17 protein-coding genes are annotated in these 14,534 nt (G+C 55.6%); 4 read left to right on the top strand and 13 right to left on the bottom strand.

Annotated features, from left to right (window positions below; genetic code table 11):
• The first annotated feature begins 11 nt into the window (after positions 1-11).
• From GOX88_RS15245 to GOX88_RS15255, 3 genes are read left to right on the top strand one after another with little or no spacing between them, the layout of a single operon-like run.
• On the top strand, positions 12-497 hold the full coding sequence (locus GOX88_RS15245) for a TRAP transporter small permease (RefSeq protein WP_170357713.1): 486 nt from the start codon (positions 12-14) through the stop codon (positions 495-497).
• Between the two features lie 10 nt (positions 498-507).
• Positions 508-1,791, top strand: coding sequence for a TRAP transporter large permease (locus GOX88_RS15250; protein WP_010437263.1), 1,284 nt, complete (start codon positions 508-510; stop codon positions 1,789-1,791).
• 45 nt (positions 1,792-1,836) lie between these two features.
• Positions 1,837-2,982 (top strand): alpha-hydroxy acid oxidase, encoded by a 1,146-nt coding sequence (locus GOX88_RS15255; protein WP_170403537.1) that lies wholly within the window; start codon positions 1,837-1,839, stop codon positions 2,980-2,982.
• A gap of 24 nt (positions 2,983-3,006) precedes the next feature.
• Here the strand turns inward: GOX88_RS15255 and GOX88_RS15260 are convergent, their stop codons facing one another.
• The 13 genes from GOX88_RS15260 to GOX88_RS15320 form a co-directional block, all read right to left on the bottom strand.
• The gene (locus GOX88_RS15260; RefSeq protein ID WP_170403540.1) at positions 3,007-3,420 is read right to left on the bottom strand and encodes a methylglyoxal synthase; all 414 of its coding nucleotides are present in this window, start codon (positions 3,418-3,420) and stop codon (positions 3,007-3,009) included.
• Positions 3,401-3,919 carry a 2,4'-dihydroxyacetophenone dioxygenase family protein gene (locus GOX88_RS15265; protein WP_170357704.1) on the bottom strand — a complete coding sequence of 173 codons (519 nt, stop codon included), beginning with the start codon at positions 3,917-3,919 and terminating at the stop codon, positions 3,401-3,403. Before GOX88_RS15265 ends, GOX88_RS15260 begins: the two co-directional genes overlap by 20 nt.
• A gap of 9 nt (positions 3,920-3,928) precedes the next feature.
• Entirely contained in the window at positions 3,929-4,630 is a 702-nt protein-coding gene (locus GOX88_RS15270; RefSeq protein WP_170403542.1) for an SDR family NAD(P)-dependent oxidoreductase, read from the bottom strand.
• The gene (locus tag GOX88_RS15275) at positions 4,627-5,253 is read right to left on the bottom strand and encodes a 2-dehydro-3-deoxy-6-phosphogalactonate aldolase (protein ID WP_170403545.1); all 627 of its coding nucleotides are present in this window, start codon (positions 5,251-5,253) and stop codon (positions 4,627-4,629) included. Before GOX88_RS15275 ends, GOX88_RS15270 begins: the two co-directional genes overlap by 4 nt.
• The gene (locus GOX88_RS15280) at positions 5,250-6,170 is read right to left on the bottom strand and encodes a 2-dehydro-3-deoxygalactonokinase (RefSeq protein WP_170403548.1); all 921 of its coding nucleotides are present in this window, start codon (positions 6,168-6,170) and stop codon (positions 5,250-5,252) included. Before GOX88_RS15280 ends, GOX88_RS15275 begins: the two co-directional genes overlap by 4 nt.
• Positions 6,151-6,840 (bottom strand): RraA family protein, encoded by a 690-nt coding sequence (locus GOX88_RS15285; RefSeq protein WP_108861947.1) that lies wholly within the window; start codon positions 6,838-6,840, stop codon positions 6,151-6,153. The genes GOX88_RS15280 and GOX88_RS15285 overlap by 20 nt, the downstream gene beginning before the upstream one ends.
• 12 nt (positions 6,841-6,852) lie before the next feature.
• Positions 6,853-7,884, bottom strand: a complete 1,032-nt coding sequence (locus GOX88_RS15290; RefSeq protein WP_170403551.1) for a C-terminal binding protein — start codon at positions 7,882-7,884, stop codon at positions 6,853-6,855.
• Positions 7,877-8,371 (bottom strand): lactoylglutathione lyase family protein, encoded by a 495-nt coding sequence (locus GOX88_RS15295; RefSeq protein WP_108861949.1) that lies wholly within the window; start codon positions 8,369-8,371, stop codon positions 7,877-7,879. Before GOX88_RS15295 ends, GOX88_RS15290 begins: the two co-directional genes overlap by 8 nt.
• Positions 8,372-8,393: 22 nt before the next feature.
• Positions 8,394-9,182 carry an SDR family NAD(P)-dependent oxidoreductase gene (locus tag GOX88_RS15300; protein WP_170403554.1) on the bottom strand — a complete coding sequence of 263 codons (789 nt, stop codon included), beginning with the start codon at positions 9,180-9,182 and terminating at the stop codon, positions 8,394-8,396.
• Position 9,183: 1 nt separating this feature from the next.
• Entirely contained in the window at positions 9,184-10,185 is a 1,002-nt protein-coding gene (locus GOX88_RS15305; RefSeq protein ID WP_050606102.1) for an ABC transporter permease, read from the bottom strand.
• Entirely contained in the window at positions 10,182-11,705 is a 1,524-nt protein-coding gene (locus tag GOX88_RS15310; protein WP_170403558.1) for a sugar ABC transporter ATP-binding protein, read from the bottom strand. The genes GOX88_RS15305 and GOX88_RS15310 overlap by 4 nt, the downstream gene beginning before the upstream one ends.
• 84 nt (positions 11,706-11,789) lie before the next feature.
• A complete protein-coding gene (locus GOX88_RS15315) occupies positions 11,790-12,824 on the bottom strand; it encodes a sugar ABC transporter substrate-binding protein (RefSeq protein ID WP_170403561.1) in 1,035 nt (344 codons plus the stop codon).
• 26 nt (positions 12,825-12,850) lie between these two features.
• Complete coding sequence (locus GOX88_RS15320; protein ID WP_174826138.1) at positions 12,851-13,741, bottom strand: SMP-30/gluconolactonase/LRE family protein; 891 nt, start codon at positions 13,739-13,741, stop codon at positions 12,851-12,853.
• A gap of 85 nt (positions 13,742-13,826) precedes the next feature.
• On the opposite strand from GOX88_RS15320, the gene GOX88_RS15325 reads away from it, so the two are divergent.
• A complete protein-coding gene (locus GOX88_RS15325) occupies positions 13,827-14,498 on the top strand; it encodes a GntR family transcriptional regulator (protein WP_170403563.1) in 672 nt (223 codons plus the stop codon).
• Positions 14,499-14,534 lie beyond the last annotated feature (36 nt).

Raw genomic sequence — 14,534 nt, forward strand, 5'->3', positions numbered from 1 at the left:
GGAGGTGAACGGTGTCGGTTATCAAATGGATCGATATGAATGCCGAAAAGGTCTTAGCCAGTGCACTTTTGGCCGCGATTGTCTTGTTGATCTTTGGCAATGTGTTCATGCGTTACATTCTGAATGCCTCTCTTTCATGGGGCGAAGAGCTAACGCTTTGGCTGTTTGTATGGTTTGTCTGGCTTGGCGTCAGCTATGCATTCCACACAGGCGATCATGTGCGTATCACGGTCCTGCGTGATGTCCTAAGCGAGCGCGCAAGGCTTTACGCGGATGTTGTGATCGCGCTTCTTGTCCTTGGATTTCTGATCGTTCTGACAATTGAATGCATCAAGCTTATCCGACAGCCTTTTGTGGCCAGCCAGACGTCAGTCGTTTTGGGACTACCGATACCGATCCTTTATGCTTCGGCGCCGATTGGCGCAGGCCTGTCCGCGATCCGCGTCACTCAACATCTGATCCGAACCCTGCGCCTGATCGCAGGAACCAAAGCGTGAGGAACCCGGCATGCTTGCAACAACGCTTTTCTTGACGCTCTTTGCCCTGTTGCTCTTCAGCGTGCCAATTGGCATCTGTTTAGGCCTAGCCACCATGATTGTGATGGTCTTTGTGGATGGCACGCCACCCATGGTTCTTCTGGCACGGTCGGTGGTAACAGGCGCGGACTCGTTTCCTCTAATTGCCGTCCCTCTGTTCATTCTGGCAGGCGACCTGATGCAGCACGGCGGAATGTCTCGTAGACTGGTTGGATTTGCCAATGCGCTGATCGGTCATATCCGGGGTGGCCTGGCTTACGTGAACGTACTCGCCTGCGTGTTCTTTGCCGCCATATCCGGTTCGTCTCCTGCGACCGTAGCCGCCATCGGGTCGAACATGATCCCTGAGATGGAAAAGGTCGGCTATACGCGCAAATTCAGCGGCGCATTGACGGCGTCCTCGGGGATGATCGGCGTTATGATACCGCCAAGTATTCCCTTCATCATCTATGGTGTTACTGCCGAGGTTTCGATCGGCAAACTGTTTCTTGCAGGTGTTGTTCCTGGCATCCTTTTTGCCCTCATGTTCATGTTGGTCGCTCGTGTTCTGCTGCGAAAGGACGAGGTTGTTCAGCAATCGACGACTACGTTCTCAGGCCCGGGCGTCTGGCAGAGCTTCCGCTCTTCCATCTGGGCGCTACTGGTGCCTGTAATCATCCTTGGCGGCATCTATAGCGGCATCTTCACCCCTACCGAAGCCGGAGCCGTGGCCGTTGTTTATGCCGCTTTCATCGGCATCTTCGTTTATGGAGACATCACCCTCAAGGACCTGCCAGAGGTCTTGGCGGGCAGTGCAAAGACCAGCGGGACTATTCTGATATTGGTGATCATGGCGACCGCCTTTGGCAGGCTGATCACACTCGCGAGAATCCCGACAGAGCTCGCAACAACAATCACCAGCCTATCCGACAATCCGATCATCATTTTGTTGTTGATCAATTTGCTTTTGCTGGTGATCGGCATGTTCATGGAGACGATTTCGTCGATCATCATCATGACGCCGATCCTGCTGCCGGTTGCAACCGCGCTGGGTGTCGATCCGATCGTTTTTGGTGTCATCTTGACGGTCAACCTGGCCATTGGGTTCTGCACGCCGCCATTGGGTGTAAACCTGTTCGTGGCCAGTAGCATTTCGAAGGTTTCCATCGAAAGCCTCAGCCGGGCGATCCTGCCATTCTTTGTCGGCATGCTGATCTTGTTGATGTTCATCACCTATGTGCCCGCAATTTCCTTGGCCCTGCCATCCCTTTGGTGACCGACTGAGGAGCTTCAAACGTTAGACAACGAGCAGAGGACCCGGATGGATCTGGACCTATCCCACCCGTCGATAGAAGACCTTCGAAAAACCGCACAAAAGCGCATTCCGAAGTTTGCCTTCGAATACCTCGACAGCGCGACCGGCCGGGAGCTGGGGTTGAAGGTCAACCGGGACGCACTTGATGCCATCGGATTCATGCCGCGTGTACTATGCGGCCGAACAAAGGTCGACCTGCAGACTACATTGATGGGTCAAACTTACGGTCTGCCATTCGGGATAGCACCGGTAGGCATGTCCGGCCTAATGTGGGCAGGAGCAGAGCGGATGCTTGCAAAGGCAGCGGTTGCTCACAACATTCCGTTTTCGTTGTCCAGCGTGGCGGTTGCTTCACCGGAAGATGTGGCACCTTACATTGGCAAAAACGGATGGTTTCAGCATTACCCGGTGAACTCCAGCGATTTGCGCCGCGCAATGCTTCCGAGGATAAAGGCAGCGGGATTTCATACACTAATCATCACGGTGGACGTACCAGAAGAGAGTCGGCGCGAACGACAACGCCGCGCCAACCTGACCGTGCCTCCAAAAGCTGACCTGCGCACGCTGAAAGAAATGGCGTCACGACCCGCCTGGTGCCTTGCGCATCTGCGCGAGGGCATCATGCCACGTATGCGGTTCTTTGACGATTACGTTCCCACACGCGGGCGAGAAAGCTTTACCCATGCAGGCGCTCTGATACGTGGGATTCCGGATTGGGACTACCTGCGCGAACTACGGCAGGAATGGGAGGGTCACCTGATCGTCAAGGGTGTCCTGCGGCCGGAGGACGCGCAAAAAATGGTTGCCGAGGGCGTGGATTGCATCTGGGTCTCAAACCACTCCGGGCGTCAATTCGAAGCCGGGCCCGCCGTAATTGACCAACTCCCGAACATCCGCGAGGCGGTCGGAACAAATGTGCCATTGATCTACGACTCTGGCGTTGCCTGGGGATTGGACATCATGCGTGCCCTCGCGAAAGGTGCAGATTTCGTCATGGTCGGACGCGCCTTTCAATATGCTGTCGCAGCGTTCGGAGCACGAGGGATCGACCATCTCGTTCACATACTGAAGGCTGACATTGAGGCCAACATGAGCCAGCTTGGCAGCGAAAACCTCGGCAGTCTGGCAGAGCACCTTCTGAGAACCAGCTGATCGGCAATTACGGCGTGCGGCGTATCAGACAGGCGTGTTGTTATCCGCGTCAATCAGACCCTTCACGATCAGATCCGCAGTTGAGCGCGAACATGCCATTGGCAGATCATATACCGTGGCAAGACGGGTCAGAGCCTTAACGTCGACGTCGTGTGGCATGGGCGACAGAGGGTCGACAAAGAAAATCAGTGCATCCAGTTTCTCTTCACAGATCATAGCGCCGATCTGTTGGTCGCCTCCGAGTGGTCCGCTTTTCAGGCAGGTCACATCCAGTTTTGGATAGGCTTGCTTAATGCGACTGCCGGTGGTCCCTGTCGAGAAGATTTTTACTCTGGACAGGCGGGCCAATTGCAGACCCACCCATTCAACGATTTCGTCCTTTCGCGCATCATGGGCCACGAGGGCGAAACGCGGCGCATCACCGGATGAATTGTTCAACGTAGTCTTCTCCAAGTCCGACTTCCGCAAAGTGTTTTCGGCACAGATCAATCTTGGTAAAGACATCTTCGTAGCCAGTGACCTTGCCCCACGGATCAACATAGCACATCACGCCATTGACCTGGAAATAGGTAACCATCTCTTCGACATCGTCAGGAACGACCAAGGTATGAGTCTCACCCGGCGGCTCAAAGACATACCCCCCTTCTTCCGCAACCCAGTCATGTTCCAGATAATGCCAGCGCCCTTTCAGGACGAAGCCGTGGACGGGCTGGGGATGGCGGTGCCGCGAAAGAACACCAGCTTTGCGCACTTTGAGAAGGTTCATCCAATAACCTTGCGAGCGGTTCAGACAGAGCGGTCGGAACCAGACGTTCTCTGCCTGCGGAACCCACAGTCTATCGTCCTCGCTCATGGCGTTCGGGATCACGATCTCGTCTTGCGCATCCTTGGGGAATGGCAACTGATAGGGCATTCGGGCGGTGTCATGGTCATTCATTGATTTTCCTCACATAGCGAGATAGCCGCCATCAACCGGATAGATCGATCCGGTCACAAAGCTGGCGTTTTCACTCAAAAGCCATTGCACAAGCGCACCGACTTCTTCGGGTTTCCCCCAGCGTTTCATTGGCGTACGCGCCATGATCCCCGCTGTTCGTTCAGGGTCTTCCCGAAGGCCCTGGGTCATCTCTGTCTCGATCCAGCCCGGCGCGATGGCATTGACCCGGATACCGTCTTCGGCCCAGCGACCTGCCAGCGCCTTCGTCAACTGTGCCACGCCGCCCTTGGAAGCTGAATAGGCCGGCACCAAAGGTCCACCAAAAGTGCTGAGCATAGAGGCTGTATTGACGATAGCCCCACCTGTTTCCGCTAAGAAAGGATGCGCGGCGAGACAGCACCGCATGGTGCCTGTCAGATTCACATCAAGCACCTTGGCGAAGACGTCGATGTCATATTCTTCGCCACGCAAAAGAATACCTGCGCAGTTCACCAAGGCATCGAGGCCCGTGAGTTCGCCGAATACATCATTGATGGACGTCTGGTCGGTGACATCCAAGAGCTGCACCTTTAACCCGTCCTGAGGCTCGAATGCATCCAATTCGGATTGGGAGGCGGATGCGGCGATGACGGACCAACCTGCGGCTGCCAACGACCGTGCAACACCCGCACCAATCCCTCGCGTGCCGCCCGTTACAAGGGCCTGTTTCATCCAAGTTCCTCCAATACACTGGTGAAGGCGCGCGCGCGCCTGTCGATATCATCCAATGTATAGCTCGGTTTGAACAGTGCGGAGCCCAGCCCATATCCATCTGCACCCGCGGCATGATACGACGCTATCGTTTCCGGCGTTATGCCCCCTACCGCAGCGATGACTGCGTCTGCAGGCAATACGGCGCGCATGGCAGCTATGGCAGCTGGTGGTACCATTTCCGCCGGAAAGAATTTGAGGACCGATGCTCCGATATCCAACGCCGTAAAGGCCTCGGAGGGGGTCATGACACCTGGACACCAATACAGATCCCGCGCGACAGCCGCGTGCCCGACGTCCGGGTTCATATTGGGTGACACGATGATCCGCCCGCCTGCATTTGCGACCGCCGCGACTTGATCTGTAGTCAACACTGTGCCAGCGCCGACTATGGCTTGAGCGCCATGTTTCGCAACGATCTGCGTAATCGATTCCAGCGGGTCCGGTGAGTTGAGCGGCACTTCTATTATCCGAAACCCGGTATCGAAGAGTACATCAGACACCGGGCGCGCATTTTCTGGTGCCAGCCCCCGCAAAATCGCAATCAGCGGGTTCTCAGCAAGAGCTGCGGTAAGGTCAATCATCCCACCAACCCCGCAGCGCGAGCAATCAGAAAATGCCCTTTCGCAACGATGTCATCTGGCGCGCGACGGCTGTCGAAACCTGCAGTTCGAAGCGCTATTTCGTATCGGTCGGACAAGTCGCTGCGTCCAACAACAGTGATCGTGCCGACGTCTTTTACTTCGCCGGTCGCGGCAGCAACCTCGGTCCCGATCAACAAGCCCGACAAGTAGTCGGCCGTGGCAACCTTTGGGATTTTGCCCATGAGAGGAAGCGTCCGAACATGAAACAGGCTGTGCAGCAGGTTCGACTCACCACTGAGGCCCGCTTTGACGCCCATCACGAATGCGTCTTCGCTGAAGGCGTCCTCCTTCATCAAGGTGCCAAGGATCGTGTGTTCTTTTAGTGCCGAAAAGATCTCACCTGTCATGTAGGTCGAGAAATCCACGATCTTCCCGTCGGCAACCTGAACCCATTTGCTGTGCGTTCCCGGCATCACGAACATACCTTCGCTCAAGCCTAGTGAAGATGCCCCGATGATCTGGGTCTCCTCGCCGCGCATTACGTCCGGTCCTCCAGCATGTTCTGTCGAGGCACCTGTCACAAAATGAATACGCGCTCCGTTGGCCGCTTCGTGCGGGACCAACGCTCGCGCAAGACCGCCAGCACCTAGCGGCATTTCGGCATACTGCGTTTCTACCCAGCCATTGCGGCTGGTGATCATGCCAGATGCCAGGATCGGCAGGTCAGCCTTGGCGACCCAAGGACCGATGAGACGATCAAGAACCGCCTCAAAGGTTTGCCCCGCAACCTGCATGATACCTTCAGGCGACGAGACCCCATCGATCACCTCGCCCTCCGCACCAATTAGAAATGCACGGAACGATGAAGTGCCCCAATCTACGCCGATCAGCGCTGGTTCAGATGCGACCGAATTCATTCAGCAGATCCTCAACGGTTTTGCCTTGGGCCACCCACTTACGAGTTTCCTCCTCACGGTCAGCTTGCTCTTGAGCAAGGCGCACGGTTTCTTCGGCAATTTCCTGTGGAACCACAACGACGCCCATAAGATCAGCTACAATGAAATCTCCGGGGTTTACCACGACGCCCCCACAGGCGATCGGCACGTTGATCGAAAGTTCTTCTTTACGTTCCGAGAACATCGTGTGCGTTCCGCGCGGCGTGATCGCGCGCGTCCAGATTGGCCAGTTGATGTCTTCCAACTCATCTGTATCGCGCCCCGTGCCATCAACGATCATACCGCGTATGCCACGGTTCTTGGCCAGACCACCCATTAGACCGCCGCAGACTGACGTTTGGCGATCACCACCCGCGTCTACGACGATCACGTCCCCGGGTTGTCCCATTTCAAGCGCTCTCAATGGGTCGACCAGATCGCCTTTTGAAAGTTGAACCGTCACGGCTTGGCCTGTCACCTTGGCGCGGAAAGCGGGCTTGATGGCGCTGTCCATCACGCCTGTTCGGTACTGCACATCCGCAAAAATGGCAGCAGCGGAGTACGCCTCCAAAACCTTGTCGAATTTTTTGAGAAGTTCCGGGTTTCTTTCAAAATCATTGAAAACCCTGAGGTCCGTGCTGACGTCTGGCATTCTTGTCTCCTGTTATGCGGTAGATACGGCCAACGCGTCGGCATTGACTGTGTAGTCGGGGTTTTGTCCTGTCAGGACCTTGGCCACCTGAGTGGCCGCGGTGACCCGCGCTGCGTGTATGGATTCCTCGGAATAGTAGGCCGCATGCGGCGTTACGAGGACGTTGGGCAATGTGAACAACGGGTTATCATCAGGCGTCCAGTTGGCGCGCTTTGCCGGCTCTTCTTCGGGGTCATCGAGCCCGGCTGCGGCCAGATGGCCTTCGGTCAGCGCCCGGAACAGGGCTTTGTTGTCGACCGTTGGTCCGCGTCCAGTGTTCACGAGTATCGCACCGGGTTTCATGACCGAGAATTCGGCATCCGACAAAAAGTGATGCGTGTTCGGCGTCATCGGCGCCTGCATCAGGATATAGTCGGACCTTGCCAGCAATTCAGGCTTGCTCACCAGCTCGACCCCAAGCTTCGCGGCGACTTCTCTTGGCAAATACGGATCATAAGCGATGACCCTAACTCCGAAAGATTGCGCCCGAGCCACGATGGCTTGCCCGATTTTACCCAGCGAGACGACACCCATCGTCCGCCCGCGCAAACGATAGACCGGCTGCCCGCTTTGCCACTGCCAGACCCCTGCATGAGTGGCCCGATCATAGTCGGGCAACTTGCGCGCCAGGGTCAGCCAAAGGGCAATCGCGTGATCGGCGACTTCCTCGGTGCAATAGTTTTGCACGTTGGTAACGAGGATGCCTTTTTCCGTTGCCGTGCCGACATCCACGATATCTACTCCTACGCCATAACGCGCGATGACCTCGCAGTTCCGCATCCGCGTAATCGTTTCTTTCCCGATCCGGGCATATTGGTTCATCATCGCTGCGCAATGCGGCGCGACATCAAACAGGTCTTCCTGGCGCTTGGCCTGAAGCGCAATCACCTCGGCTCCTGCGGCTTCCAGGATTTCCGTCTCAACGGCAACATCACCAAAGTCGTAATCGGTGATCACGACCTTGGGTTTGTCGGTTCTGGGGGGAAAGTCGGCGCGATCAGTCATAAGCACCCGCCGAATAGGTCAATTCGTACGAGTGGCTATAGAGCTCGAAAATGTTGCCAAACGGGTCTTCCATATAGACCATGCGATAGGGCTTTTCACCTGGGTAATACTTGCGCACTTGGCTCATGCGCTGGCGTCCGCCCAGGTCTTCGATAACCTTGATGCGGCCTTCCAGATCCTCGTCCTGTACGCAGAAATGAAACAAGCCACGCCGCCAATATTCAAACGGGCGTTCTTCTTCGACAGTTTTCGGGAACTCAAACAATTCGATGCCAACACCGTCGCCCATCGACAAATGTGCGATGCGGAAGCTTCCCCAGCCTTCCCCAAATACATCGTCGCACATCTGACCGATGGCGCTTTCGTCATGCAGGATTTCAGTTGGTTCCATCAACACGTACAGGCCGAATGCCTTGGAATAGAACTCCACGGCTTTTTCCAGGTCGGGAACTGTGATGCCAATGTGAGAGAAAGTGAGAGCGGCCATGTAGGGCTCCTCCAGTTAGCAGTTAAAGAATGTTGCGAACGATGCCGCCTTCGATCCGATGCGCAGAACCATTGGAGGCTGTGCTTGCTGAGATCGTGACGATCATGCGGGCGACTTCGTCTGGTTGGACAAAGCGCTGTATGAGCGATGTGGGCTCATCTGATTTGAAGTAATTGTCGACGATGGTGTCGAGCGGCTCACCCTTCTGATCGGCGAGGCCGTCAAAATAGGCTTCGACACCTTCGGTCCAGGTCGGACCAGGCAGGATCGAGTTAACCCGGACTTGTGTCCCCTTTGTCAATTCTGCCATGCCACGTGTCAGACCTAACATGGCAGTTTTGGTGACAGAATAGTGCACCATCTGAGGCAGTGGTTTGACCGCCGCTTCACTGGCCATATTGATGATGGACCCTTCCCCCCGGCGTAGCATCTCGGGCAGGAAAATCCGGCTCATCCGAACGGCGGACAGGACGTTGATGTTGAAGTAATGCATCCAGTCGTCATCGGTGAGATCCTCGAACGGTTTGACCGAAAAGATGCCGACATTGTTGACCAGCACATCAACTGTACCGCGCGCTTGCGCGAAATCCGCCAGAGTTTCCGCATCAGCGGTTTTTGTCAGGTCGGCCGCAATACCTTCGACCTTGCCCAGAGATGACAGGTCGTCGACGCAGTCGGACACTTCCGCCTCGGTCAGGCCATGCACGATGACCCGCGCGCCTTCTTCCAGGTAGACCCGGGCAGTGGCTTTGCCGATGCCGGAACCTGAGCCAGTCACCAGGACCAGCTTATTTTTGAGCCCCAGATCCATCTCAGGCCTCCTTCTTAACGTTAGATGACTGCTGCGATGAAGGGCGGCCGAACATTCGACCCATCAAGCCCGAAATTTCCGCGCGCCACATGTCTATGCCGACGGCCAACAGAATGATCAGGCCCAGCACGATGTTCTGAACCGAAGATGGCGCAGCGTTTAGGTTCAAACCATTCTGGACGATAACGATTGTCATCGCCCCCATCAGCGTGGCGAGGATGTTGCCGCGGCCACCTGCAAGGCTGGCTCCGCCGACAACAGCGGCGGCAATGGCCTGCAGTTCCAGAGTCTGGCCATAGTTGGGTGAACCAGAGTTGAGGCGCGCTGACATCAGAATCGCACCCACCGCAGTCATGAATCCCGCGATGACAAATGTCGTCGTCTGAACTTTACGTACGTTGATACCCGTCAGAACGGCAGCGGCTGGGTTACCACCCACGGCATAGATCTCACGGCCGAGTTTCGTGAAGTTCATAGTGAACGCGGCAAGGACGTAGAAGAACACGAGGTAGAAGAAAGGCATCGGAACGCCGAACAGCTTGCCGTAAAATATTGGCTCCAGCGCCGGATCCAGCGAGAAGATCGGAGACCCATTGTTGAAGGTCAGCGCAAGGCCCCTGAAGGCAATCAACGCCGCCAGTGTTGTGATGAAAGACGGGATACGCCCGTAGGCTGTTATCAGCCCAATGAATAGACCAAGCAATCCGCCCATGAGAAGAATGAGTGGCAACGCCAGAACCAGTGGAATGCCAACAAATTTCAACATCTGCGCAAGGATCATGGTCAGCAAAGCCACCATAGACCCGGAACTCAGATCAATGCCCGCAGCGAAGATCACGATAGTAGACCCGATTGCGATCAAGGCCACGATGCTTACCTGTAGGGACAGGTTTGAAAGGTTACCCGGGTTCAGGAAGCGTTCGGTCGTAAGGGCCACGATCAGTGCGACTATCACCATTGCTGCAAATGGTCCGATCAACTGGGTGTCAAAGATCCGCTTCATGCGAAAGCCTCCTTAGGCTTGGATTGAGGAGTGTCGGCGGACGCGCGCACAAGGTCGTCATGAGTAAGGTCGGATGCATCGACCGTGCGCACTATCGTTCCGTGCTGCACGACGGCAATCCGATCGCTCATCGCAAGCAACTCATCATGGTCTGAACTGATCAGAATGATCGATTTTCCCGCCCGCGTGAGCCTGTTAATCAGCTTGTAAACAGCGATCTTGGCGCCGATATCGATCCCTTGCGTCGGCTCATCAAGGATCAGAATGTCCGAGGCTGAGAACAGCCAACGTGCAATCACGATCTTCTGCTGATTACCACCAGACAAGAAGTTGACCGTCTTTTCCTCGGCCTGAGTCGAGATTTCCAGATCGCGGATCAGGTCATGGGTAGCTTGCTCTTCCGCCTTGAGATTCAACACGCCGAACCGGCTAAGCCCGCCGAGGGAGGCGGCGGTTACGTTCCCGCTTGCGCGGAAATTGAAGAACAACCCGTCAAACTTACGGTTCTCCGGAACAAGGGCCAATCCAGCACGGATCGCATCGATTTCCCGGCGGAAGCGTACTGGTTTGCCATGCAGTGTTATCTGTCCGTCCGTCAGGTCGTCTGTCCCGAACAGGGCGCGAGCGATCTCTGTGCGGCCACTGCCCAATACGCCACCCAAGCCCAGAACTTCGCCCCGATGCAACGAAAACGATACATCTTTCACGCCCGAATTGGTGGCCAGACCCGCCGCCTCCAGCACAATATCCTTGGTCGCGTTCTGCTCCTTTGGATAATGCTCACCAATGTCCTCACCGACCATTGCGCTGACAATCTCAGAGACGCTGATCTTGGTCTCGCCACTTGCTCGCACAACACAGCCGTTGCGCAAGATCGTCACTTCATCAACGATCCGTTCAACCTCATCCAGCCTGTGCGACACATAGAGAATAGCGGTACCGCGCTCACGCATATTGCGAAGTAGCTGGTGCAGGCGCTCAATTTCATCTTCACCCAATGCCGCCGTCGGTTCATCCAGGATGATCATGCGAGCGTCCATCGCGACGGCTTTCGCGATCTCGACCAGTTGTTGCTCGCCTACCGATAGCGAGCCGGTTATGGTCTCGGGTGAAACATCGACATCCATTTCCGCCAAAACGCGAGCGGCTTCGTTGTGGACCTTGGTCCAGTCGATCACACCAAAGCGGGACCGAGGCATATTGCCAAGGAAGATGTTCTCGCCAACCGACAAGGTGGGCACGATCGAGAATTCCTGAAAAACTGTTGCGACGCCCAGCTCACGTGCCGCCTGCGGGTCGCTGATCGTGACCGGCTTGCCATTGTGCAGGATTTGACCGCTATCGGGTTGCTGTACGCCGGACAGAGTCTTGATCATAGTCGACTTGCCACAGCCATTTTCACCCAGCAGCCCATGAATGGAACCGGGCATAAGCCGGATGCAAACCTTGTCATTCGCCAAAACCCCAGGATAGGCCTTGGTGATATCGACAAACTCCCAAAGTGGCGTTGCGGGTGTCATTGCGATTGCCTCGACAAAAGTGAAACTCGGTTGAGTTGCGACCCGGCAGCACGCGCACGCGCCACCGGGAAGCGGGGAGAAAGCTCAGTACTCTTTGGACGGCTGCGGGAAGAGCTTTTCTGGCTCTTGCAGCACGCTGATCGCACCGTCTTTGTCTTCAATTGATGTGGGCGTTTCGATCCAGCCGCCGGGATAGGACCCGTTGAGCGCATCAATGGTTGCGTGCATAGCCGCTTTACCCATCAGGAATGGTGAGGTGTTGACGGTTGCCGTGATGTTGCCAGCCGCAATTTCTTCAAGGCCAGACGTATCGCCATCATTGCCCAAAAGGACGATGTCATTGCGGCCGAGTGCTTTCGCAGCAAAGGACGCCCCAATGATCATGTAGTCGTTCGCCGCAAAGATCATGTCGAGATCGGGATTCGACTGCAGGATATCCATACCAGCAGTGTTGCCGCCTTCAACGTTCCATTTGCCGTCAATAGACACCACAACGTCGAAGTTATCGTTGCCCTCGATACCGTCGAGGAAGCCACCCACACGCTCGGTCGAGTGATAGCCAGGCTGCCCTTCGATGATTCCGACCTTCAACGGTTGATCGCCATAAGTTTCAATGGCCCAGTCAGCGATGGCATGTGTGCCATTGCGCTGAGAGTACCCGACCACGCCATGAATTGGTGTCGGGAAGTTCGGGATGTCCGAGTTGATCATCAAAACTGCCATGCCCTTGTCGACAGCCTGCTTCAGCAGTGGTGCCGCAGCAAATTCATCGTGTGTACCAAAGATGATTGCATCCACATCCTGCGTCAGCACATCCTGGATCATGCCCATTTGGCCGTTGATGTCCGCACCGGACTGCGGCGCAAGCATGAAGACTTCGACCCCGGCCTCAGCAGCAACCGCTTTGATGCCTTCACCGATGGCGATGTAGTAGTTGAACTCAGTCGCCGGCGGCATATACGCGATCCGGAACGTTTCGTTCTTGGGTTCTATCGCATCGATTGGCGCTTGTGCCCCGTCCTCAAGTGGAACCGGCGCTGGATAATTTTCCGCCAGAGCGACCGTTGCCAACGTGGCGAACCCCGCGGCAAGCGTAGTGGTCATTAGCGTTTTCAACATAGTTTTCTCCTCCAGAATTTCGTTGGTTATCCTTTGAATGGCGCGTCGATCACGCCACGAACGCCGGGTTTCACAGCAAAGAGGCCGCCGGATTCCGGTTCTTTCGTTAGAACTGCTTCATCACTCATCAGCCTTGAGGTCGTGATGAACAGCGTGTCGAGATCAGGGCCACCGAAAGCGCAACAGGTGGGCTTCCAGACCGGCACCTCGATCACGCGATCTATCGTGCCGTCAGGTGCGACGCGAACAACGCGATGACCTTCCCATTCGGCGTTCCAGACGCCCCCTTCGGCATCGACAGAGGACCCATCAGGCAAGCCAGGCTCATCATTGAAAGAAGCGTGGTGCCGACGGTTCGAAACGGTTCCACTGCGGGTGTCGTAATCAAATGCGACGATTTCCCGATCCGGGGTATCCGCGAAGAACATCGTCTCACCATCGGACGTAAAGCAAGTCGAATTGGCGCAAGACACTCCTTCGATAATCGTCCGTACACTCAAATCCTTATCAACGCAGATGACCGACGAATCGGCCTTACCAGAAACTTCGTTCATGCCTCCAACAATCAATCGCCCCTGGCGATCGGTTCGCCCATCGTTCAGTCGGGTCTCTGGGTTGTTCGGCTCGAATCGTGCCACGAGAGTTTCCTCGCTATTGGGCGAATCGAACAAGACAACCCGATCCGCATAAGCAACAATCAGACCACCAGACGCGCGCGGCGCGAAGCAACACACGCGCTCCGGCATCTCATGAGAGGTGGTTTCTGACGTTGCAGGATCAAATGACCAAAGCGCACAGCCTTCAATGTCGGTCCACCAGATAAGGCCATCGGCGGGATTCCAGAAAATCCCTTCCCCGTGCTGGTTCCTACAATCGACGACCAACTCTGCGCGCACTTTTTGATCTCCTAAATACATTCTGATATCTGATATACCAGCTTGCCTAATCTGGTGTATCAGATATCTTGCATCTGGCAACACCTTTTTTTGGAGATATCCTCAGATGGCGCTTGAGAGACCCAAGTCTTTGCGTGAACTCGCACTGGAACATTTGCGGAATAGTATTATCGATGGCTCCCTGAAAATGGGTCAGGTTTTGTCGGAGCGAAAAATCTCCGAAGAGCTGGGCGTATCGAAATCGCCAGTCCGCGAAGCACTCGCTCAATTACGTGACGAAGGGTTGGTCAGTATCGAGCCTCAAAAAGGCGCACGCGTTTTTTCGCTGTCTGAGCCGGAAGTGACGCAGATCTGCGATTTCAGACGGGCTATCGAAACTGCCGCCTTTGAACTTGCCTTGTTGCGGAACCCGGAAGGTCTTGCCGACGACATGCAGCGTGTCGTGAAGGACATGGAGAAGGAACGCAGGCGAGGCAATGAAAAGGGCTACCTTTCACTGGATACCACGTTTCATCAGTTGATTTTTGAACATGCCGGTAACGATTACCTGACGGCCAGCTATACACGCTACATCGGTAAGATTGCCGCATTGCGGACCCATTTGGCGAAGCTGCCACAGCATACTGAGCTCTCCTTCGATGAGCATTCGAAAATCGCTATTGCCGTTCGCGAAGGCGACATGGCCAAAATCAAATCTCTTCTCACAGCGCATATTGACCGCACCAGACAAGCCTACAAAAGCGCCGCCATCGTCCTCGAAGGAGCGACCGCATCCTAGCAAAAACGTAGCTTCGTTGTGACGGGGGCGGGCCAA

This window comes from Ruegeria arenilitoris (assembly GCF_013030985.1).
In the GTDB taxonomy this organism is placed as follows: Bacteria; Pseudomonadota; Alphaproteobacteria; order Rhodobacterales; family Rhodobacteraceae; genus Ruegeria; species Ruegeria arenilitoris_B.